At 64.3% G+C, this 18151-nt stretch carries 14 protein-coding genes and 1 rRNA gene; 10 read left to right on the top strand and 5 right to left on the bottom strand.

Going from position 1 to position 18151, the window contains the following annotated elements:
* Positions 1 to 179 precede the first annotated feature (179 nt).
* A 5S ribosomal RNA gene (rrf, locus tag FDP28_RS08995) occupies positions 180 to 296 on the top strand.
* A 103-nt stretch (positions 297 to 399) separates the two neighbouring features.
* Here rrf and FDP28_RS09000 read toward each other — a convergent pair.
* Complete coding sequence (locus FDP28_RS09000; RefSeq protein WP_144660793.1) at positions 400 to 1398, bottom strand: patatin-like phospholipase family protein; 999 nt, start codon at positions 1396 to 1398, stop codon at positions 400 to 402.
* 442 nt (positions 1399 to 1840) lie between these two features.
* Between FDP28_RS09000 and FDP28_RS09005 the strand changes: the two genes are divergently transcribed.
* From FDP28_RS09005 to FDP28_RS09015, 3 genes are all read left to right on the top strand, one after another.
* Entirely contained in the window at positions 1841 to 2128 is a 288-nt protein-coding gene (locus FDP28_RS09005; RefSeq protein ID WP_011776355.1) for an HU family DNA-binding protein, read from the top strand.
* Between the two features lie 121 nt (positions 2129 to 2249).
* Positions 2250 to 4472 (top strand): bifunctional copper resistance protein CopD/cytochrome c oxidase assembly protein, encoded by a 2223-nt coding sequence (locus FDP28_RS09010; protein ID WP_397321052.1) that lies wholly within the window; start codon positions 2250 to 2252, stop codon positions 4470 to 4472.
* Positions 4472 to 6445 carry an NHL domain-containing thioredoxin family protein gene (locus FDP28_RS09015; RefSeq protein ID WP_144660794.1) on the top strand — a complete coding sequence of 658 codons (1974 nt, stop codon included), beginning with the start codon at positions 4472 to 4474 and terminating at the stop codon, positions 6443 to 6445. The genes FDP28_RS09010 and FDP28_RS09015 overlap by 1 nt, the downstream gene beginning before the upstream one ends.
* Positions 6446 to 6614: 169 nt before the next feature.
* Here FDP28_RS09015 and FDP28_RS09020 read toward each other — a convergent pair whose 3' ends face one another.
* From FDP28_RS09020 to FDP28_RS09035, 4 genes are all read right to left on the bottom strand, one after another.
* Complete coding sequence (locus FDP28_RS09020) at positions 6615 to 7643, bottom strand: hypothetical protein (RefSeq protein ID WP_144660796.1); 1029 nt, start codon at positions 7641 to 7643, stop codon at positions 6615 to 6617.
* A 35-nt stretch (positions 7644 to 7678) separates the two neighbouring features.
* Complete coding sequence (locus FDP28_RS09025) at positions 7679 to 9397, bottom strand: helicase HerA-like domain-containing protein (protein WP_186313568.1); 1719 nt, start codon at positions 9395 to 9397, stop codon at positions 7679 to 7681.
* Between the two features lie 9 nt (positions 9398 to 9406).
* A complete protein-coding gene (locus FDP28_RS09030) occupies positions 9407 to 9925 on the bottom strand; it encodes a GNAT family N-acetyltransferase (protein ID WP_144660801.1) in 519 nt (172 codons plus the stop codon).
* Positions 9926 to 10004: 79 nt separating this feature from the next.
* Entirely contained in the window at positions 10005 to 11948 is a 1944-nt protein-coding gene (locus FDP28_RS09035; protein WP_144660803.1) for an FAD/NAD(P)-binding protein, read from the bottom strand.
* Positions 11949 to 12234: 286 nt separating this feature from the next.
* Here FDP28_RS09035 and FDP28_RS09040 point away from each other — a divergent pair, with 286 nt between their 5' ends.
* Genes FDP28_RS09040 through FDP28_RS09065 form a run of 6 tightly spaced genes read left to right on the top strand, consistent with a single transcriptional unit; the run spans position 12235 to position 18145 of the window.
* On the top strand, positions 12235 to 13200 hold the full coding sequence (locus tag FDP28_RS09040) for an amino acid ABC transporter permease (RefSeq protein WP_186313569.1): 966 nt from the start codon (positions 12235 to 12237) through the stop codon (positions 13198 to 13200).
* Positions 13197 to 14111 carry an amino acid ABC transporter ATP-binding protein gene (locus FDP28_RS09045; RefSeq protein WP_260842405.1) on the top strand — a complete coding sequence of 305 codons (915 nt, stop codon included), beginning with the start codon at positions 13197 to 13199 and terminating at the stop codon, positions 14109 to 14111. The genes FDP28_RS09040 and FDP28_RS09045 overlap by 4 nt, the downstream gene beginning before the upstream one ends.
* A 9-nt stretch (positions 14112 to 14120) precedes the next feature.
* On the top strand, positions 14121 to 15128 hold the full coding sequence (locus FDP28_RS09050) for an ABC transporter substrate-binding protein (protein WP_144660808.1): 1008 nt from the start codon (positions 14121 to 14123) through the stop codon (positions 15126 to 15128).
* Positions 15125 to 16291 (top strand): LLM class flavin-dependent oxidoreductase, encoded by a 1167-nt coding sequence (locus FDP28_RS09055; RefSeq protein ID WP_144660810.1) that lies wholly within the window; start codon positions 15125 to 15127, stop codon positions 16289 to 16291. The genes FDP28_RS09050 and FDP28_RS09055 overlap by 4 nt, the downstream gene beginning before the upstream one ends.
* Positions 16275 to 17096, top strand: coding sequence for a DUF1684 domain-containing protein (locus FDP28_RS09060; RefSeq protein WP_144660813.1), 822 nt, complete (start codon positions 16275 to 16277; stop codon positions 17094 to 17096). The genes FDP28_RS09055 and FDP28_RS09060 overlap by 17 nt, the downstream gene beginning before the upstream one ends.
* The gene (locus FDP28_RS09065; RefSeq protein ID WP_144660815.1) at positions 17093 to 18145 is read left to right on the top strand and encodes an LLM class flavin-dependent oxidoreductase; all 1053 of its coding nucleotides are present in this window, start codon (positions 17093 to 17095) and stop codon (positions 18143 to 18145) included. The genes FDP28_RS09060 and FDP28_RS09065 overlap by 4 nt, the downstream gene beginning before the upstream one ends.
* Positions 18146 to 18151: the final 6 nt, after the last annotated feature.

The raw sequence follows: 18151 nt of genomic DNA on the forward strand, positions 1-18151 counted from the left end.
CCAACAACTTACACCACACACAACACACTGCACGCGTCCACTATGTGGTTCCCAACCAACAACCCCGCCCCCAAACAGGGGCACGGTCACAGGAACACACAACTCAATAACAACACCACAGTTGTAACCAGAGTCTTCCCACCCACCCCACCAAGGGGCCCGGGTCCGGGTAACAAGGTTACGGCGGTCATAGCGTGGGGGAAACGCCCGGTCCCATTCCGAACCCGGAAGCTAAGACCCACAGCGCCGATGGTACTGCACCCGGGAGGGTGTGGGAGAGTAGGACACCGCCGGACAACCATTAGGTCGAGACCCCCCAACCCACACCGGGTTGGGGGGTCTCCCACATTAACCAACACAACACCGCTCAAGGCCTCCCCCAGGGGAGGCCCTCAGCCGTTAAGGACTACCCCAGAACCCACCCAGCTCAGCGGCCAGGGACAGCCCTTGTTCGTAGCCGGCCCGCGCCGCAGCTGGGCGGAGCGACAGGTCCATCGCGTTGACCCCGAACATGTGCTCTGAGCCGCTCTCAGGGACGATGGTGCGCACCTGGCTTCCGCTGCGCTGCAGCGTAGACACCTGGGTCTGCAGATCCATTCCCCATTCATGAGGCATCCGTGTCCGGCCGCCAAACGGCGAGAGCACCAAGACCCTGTGATATCCCGCTGCAAGGTCGGCGTTCTCCGCATTGGTGCGGTATCCGCCGTCGATGTAATGGTTGGTGCCTATGTTGTAGGCGAAGCCGCTGGCGCAGCTGGCGGCCACGGCGTCCACCAAGTCGACTCCGCTGTGGCGGTCGAACACCACAGGCTCCCCGGTTTCGGCGTCTACGGCTGTGAGAAGCACAGCCCGTTCCGGCCACTGCTGCCGGGGCAGTCGGCCCGCTACGGTGGCCCTCCACCTTTTGGTGGCCCCGTCCATGGCTGCTGCCAAGTCGAGGGCCGCGGCCCCCATACGGCGGCGCATGTCGGCCATGTCCGCCGAGGCGTCCAGGATCTTGCCTGTCCGCTCCATATGGTCACTAACGGATCCAGCGGGCCGCTGTGCTGGTGCCGCCGAAGCTGCCGGGCCCGCGCCCCGTGGTGTACGGGAAGGAAGGGAAGCCGGAGAAAGCGTGGCGTTCAACAGATCCGCGGGGGCAGCGCCGGCGAGCTGGGCCGCTGCCGTGGAACCGGCCGAGGTCCCAACCGTCAGGTCCGCGCGGGTGACGTCCACACCGCCGTCGTAAAGTCCTGCGACGACACCGATGAGCCACGCGTTGCCTGTGGATCCGCCGCCGCCGAGGACCAATGCGCGCTCACCGCGGGGGATGCGCGCAGAAGCGTCGACGGAGGGCCGTACTTGTGCTGCCGGTGAGCCTTCCCGGACAGAAGGGGCGGGTAAGGGAGATGTGTTCATGGGAGTTGCCTTTCGCGAAATGCGTATCAGGCGCTCCCAGGGGCGGCTTGCTCAGCCGCGGGATCGTGGACTGCAGGGAGCGCCCACTGTGGATACTGCCTTCATGGGTCTCACCTCCAGTCCGAAATTCACGGTTGTTCGAAGATCACGATCACCGAGAAAGTACCACCGGCGAGGGTCGGTGTGCAATGCCGGCACAAAAGCAGGGTCCGCGAACGCGCTGCGAGGGAAGGGGCCTTCCCGCCATGTCTGATCGGCACAGGGTACGCCAACGGCTTAAAGGGCTCCTAAAAACCCCTGAAATCCGGTGATTTTGGTCAAAAAAGCGCGGAAACACGCGGAATTTGCTGGCCAAGGCAGCCCAAGCTGGTAAGTTTTCGAACAGTGGCTTGCTCGCATTCCGCTTGAAAGCTCAAAAACGTATGAGTCCAGGAGGACGTAAATGGCTAAGAACCGTAGTGAACTCGTTGCAGAGGTAGCAGGCAAGGCTGGCACCAGCCAGGCAGCAGTCAACTCCGTGCTCGATGCACTGTTCGAAGTTTTCGAGACTTCTGTCGCTGCTGGCGAGAAGATCACCATCCCGGGCTGGCTCGCCGTTGAGCGCACCGACCGTGCAGCCCGCACCGGCCGCAACCCGCAGACCGGCGAAACCATCCAGATCGCAGCAGGCCACAGCGTCAAGCTGACCGCTGGCTCCAAGCTGAAGGCAGCTGTCGCCAAGAAGAAGTAACTTCTTCGGCACAGGCCTTGAAAGGGCGGCAACCTGAAGGTTGCCGCCCTTTCTTCTTTGAGTAATGCACATAGCGCACCTTCGATTCGCAGCCCGGCGACAGGTAGCGGACAATGGATAGGTGCCATCAGCAAGAAGTTCCGCAACTGCCCCTTCGTCTCCTCCCAAGCCGGGAGTGCGGGGAGGCTCTACAGCCGCGGGGATTTCACTTCCCTGGCAAGTGGCGGGATTGGCAGTTCTGTTCCTCACTCTTGCCGGCGCGCTGATCTTCTCCGGCGCCTCGGCGGCCCGCCAGGTTTCAGACCCCGGTGCCTTGGTCAGATGGGGTCTGCCGTTTGCCAAAGCCGTCCACAACGTCTCGATAGCCACCGTGATCGGCGGCCTGATCTTCGCTGTCGGCATCCTGCCCAAGAACCTCGGCGGATCCCGTTCGCGTGAGAAGGACGCCGACGCTCCTGAGCATCCGGCCTTCGCGAGGGCCCTTGCGGTGGCGGCTGCCGCAGGTGCCGCGTGGACCCTGTCCGCTGTGGCAGTCCTCGTCCTGACCTACGCCGACGTCGCAGGGCAGTCGCTCTCAGGTGACGCCGAGTTCACCCGTTCACTGGTCTACTTCATGACCGACATCGAAACGGGCAAAGCGTGGCTTGCCGTGACGATTATTGCCGCCGTGGTCACGACGGCGCTGTTCGGCGTCCGGTCCTTGACCGGTCTGGCATTTACCCTCGTGCTCGCGTTGATCGGGTTGATCCCGACAGCACTTATCGGCCACTCCTCGAGTTCCAGCGACCACGAAGGCGCCATCAATTCCCTGGGCCTGCACTTGGTGGGCGTCTCCACCTGGGTGGGCGGAATCATCATGCTGGCTGTCTTGTCGGGACTCCTTACCGGTTCACGGAAGGAAGGGATTGCGGATATCACGGAGCAGACCCTCCGGCGTTTCTCCTCCTTGGCAGGCTTCGCTTTTGTCCTGGTGTTCGCTTCGGGTGTCATCAATGCTGCCATCCGGGTCACCAACCCCGCAGACCTTTTCGGCTCGTCCTACGGGCAACTGATCGTGGCCAAAGCACTGGCCACGTTGGTGCTGGGCGGCATCGGCTTCATGCACCGCCAGTGGGTCATCCCGCAACTCGGGAAGAACGGTTCCATGTCGGCCCGCCGGGTGCTCTGGCAGCTGGTTTTGGTTGAGCTGCTGGTGATGGGCGCGACGTCGGGACTCGCCGTTGCGCTCGGACGCTCGGCTCCGCCGCAGCCCACCACCTACGCACCCGACGCCTCGCCGTCGTTCATCCTCTCCGGATACGAATTGCCTCCGGAACTGACCCCTGCGCGCTGGCTGACCGAATGGCGCTTTGACTGGCTGTGGGTGGGCGTTGCCTTGTTCGGCGCCGTCACGTACATCATGGGCATCGTCAAGATCCGCCGGCGCGGAGACCGATGGTCTGCCTTCCGGACGGTGAACTGGATGATCGGCCTGGTGGTCCTCACCTACATCACGTCCGGCCCGCCGGCAGTCTACGGCCGTGTGCTGTTCTCTGCGCACATGGTGGACCACATGGCACTTACCATGGTGGCACCCATCTTCCTGGTTCTCGGCACTCCCGTGACGTTGGCCTTGCGTGCGCTGCCGTCCCGCGGCGAGGGTGCCCACGGCTCACGTGGCCTGCGGGAGTGGCTGCTGCTCTTCGTGCACTCCCGGTTCTCGCAGGTGGTCACGCACCCCTTGTTCGCGGCTGCCAACTTCGCCGGCTCCATTGTCTTGTTCTACTACTCGGACCTGTTCGGCCTGGCCATGCGAGAGCACGTTGGCCATGAGCTCATGAACCTGCACTTCCTGCTGACCGGATACATCTTTGTGCTCAGCATGATCGGCAGCGATCCACTGCCTCGTCGTGCGCCCTATCCGATGCGTCTGCTGCTCCTGCTGGCCACCATGGGATTCCATGCCTTCTTCGGAGTGTCCATCATGGGCGGCACAGGTCTGCTCGCGGCCGACTACTTCGGCAACCTGGGCCGTGCCTGGGGCCCCACGGCCTTGGGGGACCAGCAACTGGGCGGCGCAGTTGCCTGGGGCATCGGTGAAATCCCCACGCTGCTGGTGGCCATCGGTGTAGCGGTCATGTGGTCCCGGTCGGACGAACGGGAGAAACGACGGGTGGACCGCGCGGCCGACAGGAATAACGACGCCGATCTCAGTGCTTACAACGATATGTTTGCCCGGCTGGCTGAGCGTGATGCCAGGCTGGCGGGCCGGACGGCCAAAGCTGCACCATCAGCCCCGGCCGAACGCCCCACAAACGACAATGCCGGGCAGAGCGACCCGAATACCAAGCTGGAAGGACGCTGATGAGCGAATCCGTACGTACCCAACACCGGGTCCGGGCCTCCGAACTCGAGGGCCGCGGCTGGCTCAATACGGGCGGCAAGTCCCTGGACCTCGAGTCCCTGCGCGGCAAGATCGTGCTGCTCGATTTCTGGACCTTCTGCTGCATCAACTGCCTGCATGTGCTCGATGAGTTGCGCCCCCTGGAAGAGAAGTACTCGGACGTCCTGGTGACCGTCGGCGTGCACTCGCCCAAGTTCGAGCATGAGGCAGACCCCGTCGCACTGGCATCGGCTGTTGAACGCTACGAGATCCACCACCCGGTCCTGGACGACCCCGAACTCGCCACCTGGAAGGCGTACACGGCTCGTGCCTGGCCCACATTGGTGGTGGTGGATCCGGAGGGTTACATCGTGGCCCACCTTTCCGGTGAGGGCCACGCAGACGGCCTCGCTGTCCTTCTGGAAGAACTCGTCGCCGAACACGAAGCGAAGGGGACCCTCCACCGCGGCAACGGTCCCTACGTAGCCCCGGTGCCGACGTCGGGCACCCTGCGGTTCCCCGGCAAGGCAACCCAGCTCGCCAACGGCAATTACCTGGTAGTGGATTCCGGCCACCACCGTCTGGTGGAGTTGCGCCCGGACCTGGAAACCGTCGAGCGCGTCATTGGTTCGGGCACCAAGGGTTACCTGGATGGGCAGTCCGAAATTGCTCAGTTCAACGAACCCCAGGGTGTCACCCTGCTGCCGTCCGAACTTGCCTGGAAGCTCGGCTACGACGCGGTTGTGGCAGACACCGTCAACCACCGTCTCCGCGGTGTGACACTCAGCTCCGGTTACGTCCAGACGATCGCCGGCAACGGCGTGCAACGGCTCCTGGACACAGGTCCTGCCCGCGTCACCGATTCAGGCGCCGGTACCTGGTCTGAACACCACGACGACGGTCCGGCTGACTTCGCGGGCGACGCCGTGGATGTCGGAGCGCTGGGTGTTGGTACCGAGGTTTCATTGTCCTCCCCGTGGGATGTGGTCTGGAGCGAAAAGCTGCAGAAGGTTGTCATCGCAATGGCCGGCACCCACCAGATTTTCGCTTACGATCCCCTGGCCAACGAGGTCTCCATCCTGGCCGGCTCAGGTCTCGAAGGCCTGCTGGACGGTAAAGCCGAGGAAGCCTGGTTCGCCCAGTCCTCGGGCTTGGCGATCGACGGCGAAGACAACATCTGGGTAGCCGACTCGGAGACCTCGTCCCTGCGCCGCCTGGTCCTCAGCGATTCCGGTGTCACGGTGGAAACCGCTGTGGGCAAGGGTCTGTTCGATTTCGGTTTCCGTGATGGCGAGGCTTCGGAAGCCCGACTTCAGCACCCCCTCGGTGTGACGGTGCTGCCGGATAACTCCGTGGCCATTGCCGACACGTACAACGGAGCTGTGCGCCGCTACGACCCCGCAACCAAGTCCGTCTCCACACTGGCGAGGGGCCTTGCCGAGCCGAGTGACGTCGTCGTGGTTCAGGTCGAAGGCAGCGACCCGCTGCTGGTGGTGGTTGAGTCGAACAAGCACCAGCTGGTCTTGGTGCCGATCCCCAAGGAAGCCCTCCAGGTGGACGAAGGTGCATCGCAAACACAGCGTCCCAAGAGCCCGGTGACCCCCGGAACACTGGAGCTTGCTGTGCGCTTCAAGGCTCCCACCGGGCAGAAGCTTGATGACCGCTGGGGCGATCCCACCCAAATGAAGATTTCCTCCACCCCGCCTGAGCTGTTGGTTTCCGGCGGCGGAACATCGGTGGGTCTCCTGCGGACGCTCGAACTGTCAGCGGATGTTCCCGAGGGCATCCTGCACATCACAGCCCGCGCGGCTGCTTGTGACGGACCGGAGACCGAAGACGGCGAGATTCCTGACCACGCAGCATGCCATCTGTACCAGCAGGATTGGGGCATTCCCGTGGTCCTGCAGGCCGACGGCGAGTCCGAGCTGGTGCTGGACCTGCGCGGCATGGACTAAAACGGCAACCCCAAGCCAAAGATGAATGGCCCGGTTCCTCCCCACAGCGGGGCAGGAGCCGGGCCATTGTGCGTTGAGCAGCGGAACTTGAGCAGCGGGGCTTACGCAGCGGGGCTTGAACAGCGGGGCTTACGCAGCTGTTTTACGCGGGGCTTACGCAGCCAAGCGGCTAGAACGTCAGCAAGGGCGTCACCGTCACCGTGTCGCCTTTGATGTCCAACTGTGTGGTGAAACTGAAGTCATGCTCTACGTTGAGGTCGTTGACGAGCCCTGTGAAGAGGTTGACCTCCCTGGCGGTCAAGGTGGCCTTGCCGTTCAGGGGTGCGACAACCCACCTGCCGCTGAACGGCTCGATGGTGATCTTGGGGTACTCCGTAATTGCCCACTTGATGGTTCCGTCCACTACCCGGGCGTTGCTGACGTGGTAGAAGGGGCAGTCGGGCTGCAGGCGTTGTTGTTCAGTCGCCTGTGCCGCGCAATTGTCGAGGAACTCGCGCACCTTGCCTGCCACGGCGTCGTTCATGGCCTTGGTGGAACGGGTCTGCAGGTTCAGGGGGGCCTGCCCGCCGTCGCGCGTTGCCACCAGTGCCGATGTTACGGGAGCTTCGAAGTAGGTCCCGTTCAAGCTGGCTTCATATTTGCCCGGGAAGAACACGGCGAACGTGTTGCGGCCGTTGGGCATGTTGACCGGCACACCGTTGAGGGTAGCTTCGCTGGAGTTCACCACGGTGACGTCAATGGTGGGCAGGGTGGTAGGAACGAACGCCCACTTGGCAAAGAAAAGCCACTGTGTTCCGGTGCGTTCCATCAGGAATTCGGTGTGGAGGCGGCTGCCGTCCAAGGTGTAGTCCACCGGGACCGACACCCGGTTGGTACCGCGGGCCTCCGGGTTCCCCACTTTGACGTCGGACAGCTTGGAAGCGGCGGTCTGAAGGGCGGTTCCGTCCAGCATGGCAGCATTGGCACTGGGCACTTTGGCTCGCAGCAGCCCGAGCGCTTCTTCGCCGTTTCCATCCTGGAGCGCCTGTAAATACTCCTTGACCGGCTGCTGTGGACTGGCCACGGAGGAGCTCACCAAGTTGATGGAGACGATCGCTCCCGCGACAGCAAGCATCAGACCGAGCAGCCATCCGGCTGCGGTCTTTACGAACGCTTGACTCAACTGCACGCCCTTTACGTTACCTGCCGCAGCAGCCACCGACGTGCAGGAGGTGCCGGTTGTGACGCCTGGTGCTAGCGCCGGCGACGTGAAGATGTGCCGAAAACACCGCGCATGAGGTCACGGCCAAGCTGCGTTCCCATGGACCGGACCATGCTCTTGAGGCCGCCTCCCAACGCTCCACCGAGCGCTCCTGCAATGTCTCCGAACACGCTGTCCTGCGGTGAGGGCTGCTGGGGGACAGGTACGGGAGCGGGCGGCGTCGGGAAGGAATCGGGGGCTGATGACGCGGGACGCGAACTGGGCCGCCCGAGGATCTCTTCCTCGATACGGCGTGCCTCGGCATCGATGTCGGCCTGGGAAGTGCCTGCAGGCGAAGCCGGTGAACCGGAGGATGGGACCGGCGGCTGGCCCGGTGCGGCATCCCCGGTGGGCGCTGCGGCCTTGCCGTTGAGTTTCTCGTAGGCCGAAAGATTGTCCACTGCTGTCCCGTACTTGGCCAGGAGGGAAGACGAGGCGATGGTGCTCTTGATGAGGTCATCGGCGCTGGGACCCATGACGGATTCAGGGGCGCGGAGCTTGGTCAAGGCCACAGGCGTAGGTGCGCCCTTCTCGTTCATGACCGTGATGACGGCCTCACCGATGCCGGCCGAGGTGAGGGTCTCTTCGAGGTCGTAGTCGCTCACCGGGAACGTGGACACGGTGGCTTTCAGGGCCTTGGCGTCTTCGGGCGTGAAAGCGCGAAGGGCGTGCTGGACACGGTTGGCCAACTGGCCCAGGACATCTGCCGGGACGTCCTTGGGCGTCTGGGTGACGAAGAAAATGCCTACGCCCTTGGAACGGATCAGCCGGACGGTGGTGGTGATGGCTTCAAGGAAGGCCTTGGAGGCGTCGTTGAAGAGCAAGTGGGCCTCGTCCAGGAAGAACACCAGCTTTGGTTTGTCGAGGTCGCCTGCTTCGGGAAGTTCCTCGAACAGGTCCGCCAGGAGCCACATCAGGAAGGTGGAGAACAGGAGGGGCTTGGTTTGCAGGGTGGGCAGTTCCAGGCAGCTGACCACACCGCGGCCGTCCGGGGCTGTACGGAGCAACTCTGCGGTATCGAATTCGGGTTCGCCGAAGAACTTCTCCATGCCCTGGGCTTCCAGGCCGATCAACTCACGCAGGATCACCCCGGCAGTAGCCTTCGACAGCCCGCCGAGTTCAGCGAGTTCGGCTTTGCCCTCGTCCGACGTGAGGAACTGAATCACCGCGCGGAGGTCCTTGAGGTCGATCAGCTCAAGGTTCTTCTGATCCGCGAAATGGAAGATCAGCTGGAGGCTGGACTCCTGGGTGTCGTTGAGATCCATGATGCGGGAAAGCAGGATGGGTCCGAAAGATGTGATGGTGGCCCGGACCGGGATCCCATTGCCGTCTCCGCCGAGGGAGAGGAATTCCACCGGGAAGTTCTTGGCTTGCCAGTTCTGTCCGAGCGCAGAGGTGCGCGCAGTCAGCTTCTCGCTGCCAGTGGCCGGCGTCGCCAAACCGGAAAGATCACCCTTGATGTCCGCGAGGAAAACCGGAACACCCGCCGTCGAAAGTTGTTCGGCGATCATGTGCAGCGTGACCGTCTTGCCGGTGCCCGTGGCGCCGGCCACCAGTCCGTGCCTGTTCATCATGGCGAGTGGCAGGCGTACCTGGGCTTCCTTGTGGACTTCACCGTCCACAATCGCGGCGCCGAGCTCAATGGTGGCCCCTTCCAAGGTGTAACCCTCTTGGATGGTGGCGAGTTTTTCCGCAGTGGTTTTCTTGGCCATGCGCATAGCTTAGCTGGGCTTGGCAAGATCCTTGCTGAAGGCCAAATGCTTGATGTCCTCGGGGTCGGCGGCGAGGTCGAACAGGGCTTTGTACCCTGTGGCGAGGTAGAGGTTCTTGGCCTCGGGTTGCCTTGGCCCGGTGGTCAGGTAGAGCTTCCGGTAGCCGCGCCGTCGTGCCTCGTTCTCGAGCTCTGCCAGGACCAAACGGGCCAGCCCGCGTCTGCGGTGCGCCGAGTGCGTCCAGATCCGCTTGAGCTCAGCGGTGTGCTCATCGTAGCGACGGAAGGCGCCGCCGGCGACGGATTCGCCGTTCTCCTGAATGATGATCAGCGCACCATGCGGGGGTGCGAATTCCTCGGCGGGGTAGCGGTTCAGTTCCTCGGAAGCACCTTCGCTGCTGAAGAGGTCCCCGTACCGGGTGTTGTATTCAACGGCGAGCTCGTCCAGGAGCGGACGCACGCGAGGGTCCCGCATGGGCAGGCTGAGGACGGTAAGGCCCGACGGCGGCCGGGTTGGGGTTGAGGTCATAGCGTGCCTTTCGTAGGTGGAACCCAAGTAGGGGACAGATAACGCTCTACTGAGGGGCCAGAGCGACAGTATCTGTCCCCTAGTTGGGTTGGAGGGCTGGGACGGCGGTGGTCAGGGTTTCCAGGATCCTGCGGGCCAAGGCGTCGTTCTCCCGGAAAGGAGCTGCGTTGGTGTTCGGACGCGCGAACGCCCCAGCGCCCCAGCCCGAAGTCCAGGGACCCACGGCAAACAAACCCTGCTGTGGGCTTCCAACAGGCGACAGGACCTCGAAATTCCCGGAAACCAGGAGCTTGCCCGTCGAGTGTGTGCCCTCGGAAGTGAGCAGCCGCTGTTCGGTGCCCCAACCGGCGTCGTGCAGGTCCGCCAAGGCGGGATTCGCCGAACGCTCGACCGAAGGGGAGGGCAACCGCGCTTCAATGTACGCGACCGCATCGACAACCAACGGCGACTGGAACGAGCCCGCCACGAAGCGGCCCAGGGACTCATCAGCACGTACCCACATGCCGGGGCCGAGGAATTTGAGGAGTCCGGCCCTGTGGAGGGCCAGCATCTCGCGGAGACGGTGCGACGGCGGCCCCGAGTCCACGAAACTGAAGAAACCGTGCCACCACCCATGGATGGACTGCTGGGAGCGGGCGTTCAGCCGTTCCTGCGGGACCAGCCGGCCAAGGTCCATGTACACGTACAACAACGCAGTGAACAGGGCCAGGGTTTCGGAGTGGTCGGGCCCGGTCCGGAGGTCGAGGTCCCGCTGGATGTAGGCGGTAACTGCCCGCTGGACGGCGTCGTGGTCGGCGAAGGCGCAGCCACTGAGCGGGTGGTCAAGCTTTTCCAGGTCAAGGCGCAGGGCAGCATCGGGCACGGACACCGCCACGAGTTCCTCGCGAAGCTGGCTGTACCAGTCAAGGGCATCGAAGCGGGCTTCAAAGTCGGCCCAAGAGCCCAGGACACGCTCCGGGTAGCCGGTGAAGAGCTCACGGTAGTAGGCGTAGCCCGCGTCCTTGGCGATCAGCGGCCACAAATGCGCCCGGAAATCCAGTTCCTGATGCTCGGCGAGCAAGGCGTCGATGGCTGCTGCGGTGAAGTACCGCGGACGTTCCACCGGCGTGCGCAGTGTGGAGGAAATCTTGGAGTGGTAAGGCACCCCGCGTCGTGACCCTGCCCAAATCCGCGGCTCGGCACCGGAGGGCAGGTAGTCCAGCCCACCGTCGGGCCTTTCCTCGAAGCGGCCGCCACGGCCCTCGAACAGCAGCACGAGAAGGTCAACGAACGCCAGGCCCATGCCGGAGACGATGACGTCCTGGCCAGCCTCAATCCCCGAATAGTCCACGTCCGTGGTGTAGGACGGCGGCGCATGGAACCCGCCATGGCGGGCGGCGAACTCGCTGTGCCGGGCGGACTCGGGGTCAACCTGGGAGTCGGTGTGGCCCAGGGCGTACACGACGACGTCGGCGACCACCTCGGAGCCGGAGGCCAACCGCACGCGGTGGGAACCGTCGTCGTGTCCGCCTTCAGTGGCGGCCGAAACGGCGGAGGCGGGCGAAACGGAGGTGGCGGTGTCCTGGTGGACCGTTACCGTCACCTCGGGGCCAAGGGCGCTGACTGCCCGGCCAAAGAACCATTCGAGGTACTTGCTTTGGAGCTGGCGTGTGGGAAAGGACGCGGGGGTCAGTTCGCGCAGTTGGGCCAGCAAGTGCGCTTCCAAGGGAGGGACGTCGCGGATGGTTCCGTTCAGAACGCCGGCGGCCCACGTCGACAGCCCCGGACCCTGCACGGAAGGACCCTCGCAGGTTACGGAGTCATCGGTGAACATGGTGACGTCCGCGGCGGTGGAGTTAAGAAGCAGTCCCGGGCTCTGGTCATAGCGCCAGATCCTCCCGGAACCGGGCTGGTGGGGTTCTATGACGTGGATGTCCAGGGGGCCGTTGAACAGGTCCGGCCGGTTGGCTGCGAGTCGTTCCAGGACACCGGCCGTGCGGGGACCGCCGCCAATGAAGGCGATGGCGGGAACTCGTGGCGGCATGGTATCTCCTGAAATGCAGTGGTTGGTGATGCCCAATCTAGGGACTGACCGACGTGCTGGTCGAGGAGCGGGTAACCGCCGTTCACCACGCGTCATGGGCCGTTAACCAACGCAAAACAGCGACTCATACGACGTTTCGTGACGCGGATTGTGACGCCCCAAGAACTCCGGCGAAGCCCCGAGAAGTCCAGTGAAGAAGTGCAAATACCCGCCTTGCTGGAGGCTTTGGCACGCCCATAGATTGGCAGCCATCCGATAGAGAACAACCAACGAAATGAGGTGGCGCATGAGTGCAATCGCACCGCCTGCCACGGCGGACACTGCACCGCCCACCCCGGATTACTCCGAGTACAAGCTGGTGCCCGCCCGGCATCCCTGGCGTTGGGTGGGGACGGTGGTTGTCGCCGCCGGTGTAGCCGCGATCGCCTGGTCCCTTGTCACGAATCCCCGCTGGGAGTGGGGCGTGGTGGCCCAGTGGTTCACGGCGCAGTCAGTGGTCACCGGCCTTGTGGAGACGCTCAAGCTCACCGCCATCTCCGGCGTCCTTGGCTTCGTGCTCGGCTTCATCCTGGCGCTCATGCGTCTGTCGGCTTCGCCATTGCTGGTCTCGGTGTCCTGGACGTTCTCCTGGATTTTCCGCTCAACCCCGCTGCTGGTCCAGCTCCTGCTCTGGTACAACCTCGGCTACCTGTACGAGAAGATCAGCCTGGGCATCCCCTTCACCGATGTCCGCTTCTTCGAGGCGCAGACCACCACGCTGATCAGCCAGTTTGCTGCAGCGGTCCTGGGCCTGACGTTGAACCAGGCCGCCTATTCGGCGGAAATCATCCGTGGCGGCATCCTCTCCGTGGACCAGGGCCAGCTCGAGGCTGCCTCCGCTTTGGGCATCCCGGCCTGGAAGCGCAATACCAGGATCATCCTGCCCCAAGCCATGCGAGCCATCCTTCCCAACGCGTTCAACGAGATCATCGGCCTGGTCAAGGGCACCTCGATTGTGTACGTCCTGGCCTACTCCGAGCTGTTCTACACGGTCCAGGTCATCTACAACCGCACCCAGCAGGTGCTGCCGCTGCTCCTGGTGGCGACGCTCTGGTACGTGGTCATCACCTCGGTGCTGAGCGTTTTCCAGTACTACATCGAACGCCACTTCTCCAAGGGCGCCGTCCGGAACCTGCCGCTCACCCCGCTGCAGAAAGCGCGAAAGTTCTTTGCAAGCCATGCTCCCGCCTCGACCACGAAGGACGCCCGATGAGCATCATCGCCGCACGCAAGCAAGCAACGACGACGGCGGCACAGGCTGCCGCTGAAACCCCGGCCGCCGCCTCGGCCGGGACAGCTTCAGCCGGGTCAGCTCCGGCCGCAACGGCTGTGCAGCGCGCTGCCACGCGTGGGCAGGTCGACATCACCAACGTCCGCAAGTCCTTCGGTGCCACGGAGGTCCTCAAGGGGGTGTCCCTCTCGGTGCCCCCGGGTGGTGTCGCAGTGATCGTGGGCCCGTCCGGCTCCGGCAAGTCCACCCTGTTGCGGACCATTAACCACCTGGAAAAGGTCGACGGCGGCTACATCACCATCGACGGCGAACTGGTGGGCTACGAGGTCCGCGGCAACAAGCTCCATGAACTGCGCGAGAAGGACATCCTCAAGCAGCGCACGAACATCGGCATGGTGTTCCAGAACTTCAACCTGTTCCCGCACCTGACTGCGCTGGAGAACGTGGCTGAGGCGCCGGTCGTGGCGCAGGGCCGTTCCAAGGCCGAAGCCCGCAAGCGCGGACTGGAACTCCTGGACCGCGTGGGCCTGAAGGACCGTGCAGACGCCTACCCCCGCCAGCTTTCCGGTGGGCAGCAGCAGCGCGTTGCGATTGCCCGGGCACTGGCCCTTGATCCGAAGATCCTGCTCTTCGACGAGCCCACGTCCGCCCTGGACCCGGAGCTGGTCAACGAGGTCCTCGATGTCATCCGGGAACTCGCCACGTCAGGAACCACCCTCATCGTGGTGACCCACGAGATGGGCTTTGCCCGGGACGTCGCAGACACGGTGGTGTTCATGGACGACGGTGTGATCGTCGAGTCCGGCTCGCCCCAGGACATCTTTGCCAACCCCCGTGAAGAACGTACCCGCACATTCTTCTCCCGAGTCATCGAACCGGCTTTCAACATCTAGGACCCCTTCATGCTTCGCACCACCCGTTCCACCTCCGCCGTCCGTCCCACCAAAACCAAGCTTCTGGCACTCGCGGTGCTGCCCGCCGTCGTCCTTCCTGTCCTGGCCGGTTGCGCCGACCCTGGGGCGTCGGCAGCCAAGCCGGAATCCGAAGCCGCCAAGAACGGCATCGTCTACAACACCTCCGTGGACCAGAACCGCATCCGCAGCGAAAAGGATGCAACTGCCGCTGCAGCCGTCCCTGCCGCCATCGCCAAGGACGGCAAGCTGACCGTTGCCACCACCGCCGGTTCCATCCCGCTGTCCTTCCACGCCACGGACGACAAGACCCCGATCGGCGTCGAGGTGGACATCGCCCAGCTGGTGGCCGACAAACTCGGCCTTGACCTGGACCTGCAGGTGACCTCGTGGGAGAACTGGCCGCTGAAGACCCAGTCCGGCGACTTCGAGGCCGTGTTCTCCAACGTGGGCATCAACGCAGCCCGCGTGAAACTCTTCGACTTCTCCACCTACCGCGCGGCCTTCATGGGCTTCGAAGCGAAGAAGAGCTCCAGCTATGACATCAAGGGCTCGGACGACATCTCGGGCCTGAAGATTTCCGTGGGCTCGGGCACCAACCAGGAAAAGATCCTGCTCGCCTGGAACAAGGAGCTCGAAGCGAAGGGCAAGGCGCCGGCCACGCTGCAGTACTACTCCTCCGACGCCGACACCATCCTGGCGCTCTCCTCGGGCCGAACCGACCTGAACCTCGCTCCGTACCCGTCCGTGACCTACCGCGAGAACACCCGTGACGACCTCAAGGTGGTTGGCAAGGTCAACGCCGGCTGGCCGTCCGAGACCTTGGTGGCAGCAACCACGCTCAAGGGCAACGGCCTGGCCCCGGCCATCACCGACGCCTTGAACTCCACCATCAAGGACGGCTCCTACGCCAAGGTCCTGGAACGCTGGGGCCTTTCCGAAGAAGCCGTCCCCGAATCCAAGACCGTCACCGAAGCAACCTTTGGAACGGGCAAATGAAATTCCAGGTCCTGGACATCATTCCCCACCTGAAGAATCCGGTCACGGGGGAGATCGTCTCCACCGCTGACCGGCTCAACCAGGTGGTGGAGACTGCCCGCCGTGCCGAGCAACTCGGTTTCGACAGCTTCTCCGTGGGGGAGCGGCACGCCGGCGAGTTCGTCTCGTCCTCGCCGACGACGGTCCTCGCCGCCATCGCGGCCGTCACCAGCCGCATCCGCCTCCAGACCGGGGTCACTGTGCTCTCCGTGCTGGATCCGGTGCGCGTGGCCGAGGACTACGCAACGATCGACCAGCTCAGCCGTGGCCGCCTCGAACTGGTGATCGGCAAGGGCAACGAGGTACTGCAGTACCCGCTCTTCGGCCTGTCACTGGATGACCAATGGGACCTCCTGGCCGAGAAATACGCCCTGCTCCGGAGCCTGTGGCGCAAGGAAAGTGTCACCTGGTCCGGCCGCTTCCGGCCCGCCCTCACCGAACCAACGACGACGACGCCGCGCCCCTTCGCGGGTTCGCCGCGGATTTGGCACGGCTCGGCTACAACCCTGACGTCCGCTGCGCTCGCCGCCAAGTGGGGCGATCCGCTGTTCACGGCCAACGCAATCCAGCCCCGGGAAAACTACAAGGTCCTGATCGACCACTACCGCGAAGAGTACGAACGCCACGGCCACGATCCGCGGCACCAGTACCTTGGCTCTGGCAGCGGGGCAGGCGGGGTATTCATCGCGGACACCACGCAGGAGGCCATCCGTCAGTACGGTCCCGTCTATGAGGGCCTGACCGCCGGCCGCAATGTGCCGGGCAACAACTCGCCCTTCCGGGACATCGAACACGCGGTTGCCGAGGGGCCCGCCCTGGTGGGAAGCCCGGAGCAGGTCATCGACAAGATCCTCAGCTACCACTCGCTGTACAACCACGATCTCCAGTCGATCTCCCTGCCCACCACGTTGCCGTTCGAGAAGCAGCTGGAAATCCTGGAGCGGTTTGCCCTGGAAGTCATCCCGGCCGTCCGTACGGCCGCCCCCACCACACTGTGGGAGTCCGGGGATCCCTTTGCCGGCCGCCCGGAGTTTGCCGGGGCCACGGAACCGGACGCCGCTGCAGCCGTCACCGCCGACCACGCCTTGAACAGGAGCGACACCGCACATGTCTACGCACACTGAAACCGCGCTCGAAGCCTTCGACGAGGAATGGCAGGAGTGGCACGCAGCCCACGAACGCTACCGCGCCCACCCGCACGGCTTCCTGGCCGTCACCCACCTTCACTGGTTGACCGCTGAGCCGACCCGGCTGGAAGGTGCGCCGGGAACCTGGAGCGCGGCAGACGACGTCGTACGCGTTGAACTTGAGGCGGGCGAAAACCTGCTGCAGGACGGAGTTGAGCTCAGCGGCAGCGTTGGGCTCGGGCCGATCGCGGAACGCGGCGGCATCAACCTCGTATCCGGGGACACCGTGATCGAGGTGGCCAAGCGGGGCGGCGAGTACATCGTGCGCCCGAGGAACCCGGAGAACGCGTTGCTCCAGGAGTACCAGGGCACACCCGCGTACACCCCCAATGCGGCGTTTGCCGTGGCTGGGACCTTTGTCCCGTTCGAGGCGCCACGCGAGACCACCGTGGGTGCCGCCGTCGAGGGCATCCAGCATGTCTACGAAGCCCCGGGTGAAATCCGTTTCAAACTTGCCGGGCAGGAGCTGTCGCTGACCGCGTTCAACGGGTACGCACCGGGGTCCTTGTCCGTGCTGTTCACGGACCAGACTTCCGGAAAGACCACATACGCAGCGAACCGGTCGCTGTCCGTGACACCCGCCGCTGATGGCACCGTGACGCTGGACTTCAACCGCGCGGTCAACCTGCCGTGCGCCTACACGGACCTCGCCACCTGCCCGCTGCCGCCTGCCGAAAACCGGCTGCCCGTGGCCATCGAAGCCGGCGAAAAGATTCCCTACGAACGTCAGGACCAGAAGTGAGCATCTCCCATACCCCAGGATTCCTGGCCATCGAACTGGATGGGGCCGGATACCAGGACCTCGCCGGGGCTGTCTTCGCCGCGGAATCCGCCGGCTTCCACGTAGCCACGTTCCAGGACGCACCCCAGCCAGGACGAGCAAATGCCCTGCAGCGCGCCGCGTTCGCCGGCCCGATCACCCGGACCATCGCCGTCGTGCCGGAAGTGGACACTGTCTATACGGAGCCCTTCCACATCTCCACGCAGCTCGCCAGCCTGGATTACGTTTCCGGGGGCCGTGCCGGGTGGATCGTAACCGCGGACGAGTCACCTGAGGCGGCTGCCGCCGTCGGACGCTCCTTTGTCTCCGGTGAGGCACTCGCGCAGGAAGCCGCGGCCTCCATCGAGGTGGGCCGGCGTTTGTGGGATTCCTGGGAGGACGACGCCGTCATCCGCGATGTGGCCACGGGCCGCTACCTGGACGTCGACAAGCTCCACTACGCCGATTTCGAAACCCCTGCCGATTTCGCAGGCACCCCGTATTCGGTAAAGGGACCGTCCATCATTTCAAGGCCGCTGCAGGGGCAGCTGCCCGTACTGGCCGCCGCGTCCTTGGTGGGCGACGGCCTGGTGCCGGCTGAGGCCGTCGACGCTGTTCTGGTCTCGGCGCCCACACCCGAGCTGCTGAACGCCGAGATCCGGGACGTCCGTGCAAGGCTGGGCGGTTCGGTGGCCGTTGTTGCCGAGCTCGACGTCGTGCTGGACGCCCGCGGGCAGGCTGCGGAAGCGCGCGTAGCCTCTTTGCCGGACAGCGGACGGGCACGTTATGCCGGCCCGGCTGCGGGACTCGTCGAGCTGCTGGACGTCTTGCTGGGCGAAGCCGATGGCATCCGTCTCCACCCCGCTGCCGTGGACGTGGATCTTGAGGAGCTTTCCCGTCTTGTCCTTCCCGAGCTGCGGCGCAGTGGTTCGCTGCGCGGACCTATCCAGGATGGAACCTTCCGCGATCTGCTGGGCCTTGGGCCGGCGCAGAACCGCTACGCCACCGCCGCCTCCGGAACAGGAAAGTAAGGACCA

This window comes from Paenarthrobacter nicotinovorans (genome assembly GCF_007670255.1).
Lineage (GTDB): Bacteria > Actinomycetota > Actinomycetes > Actinomycetales > Micrococcaceae > Arthrobacter > Arthrobacter nicotinovorans_B.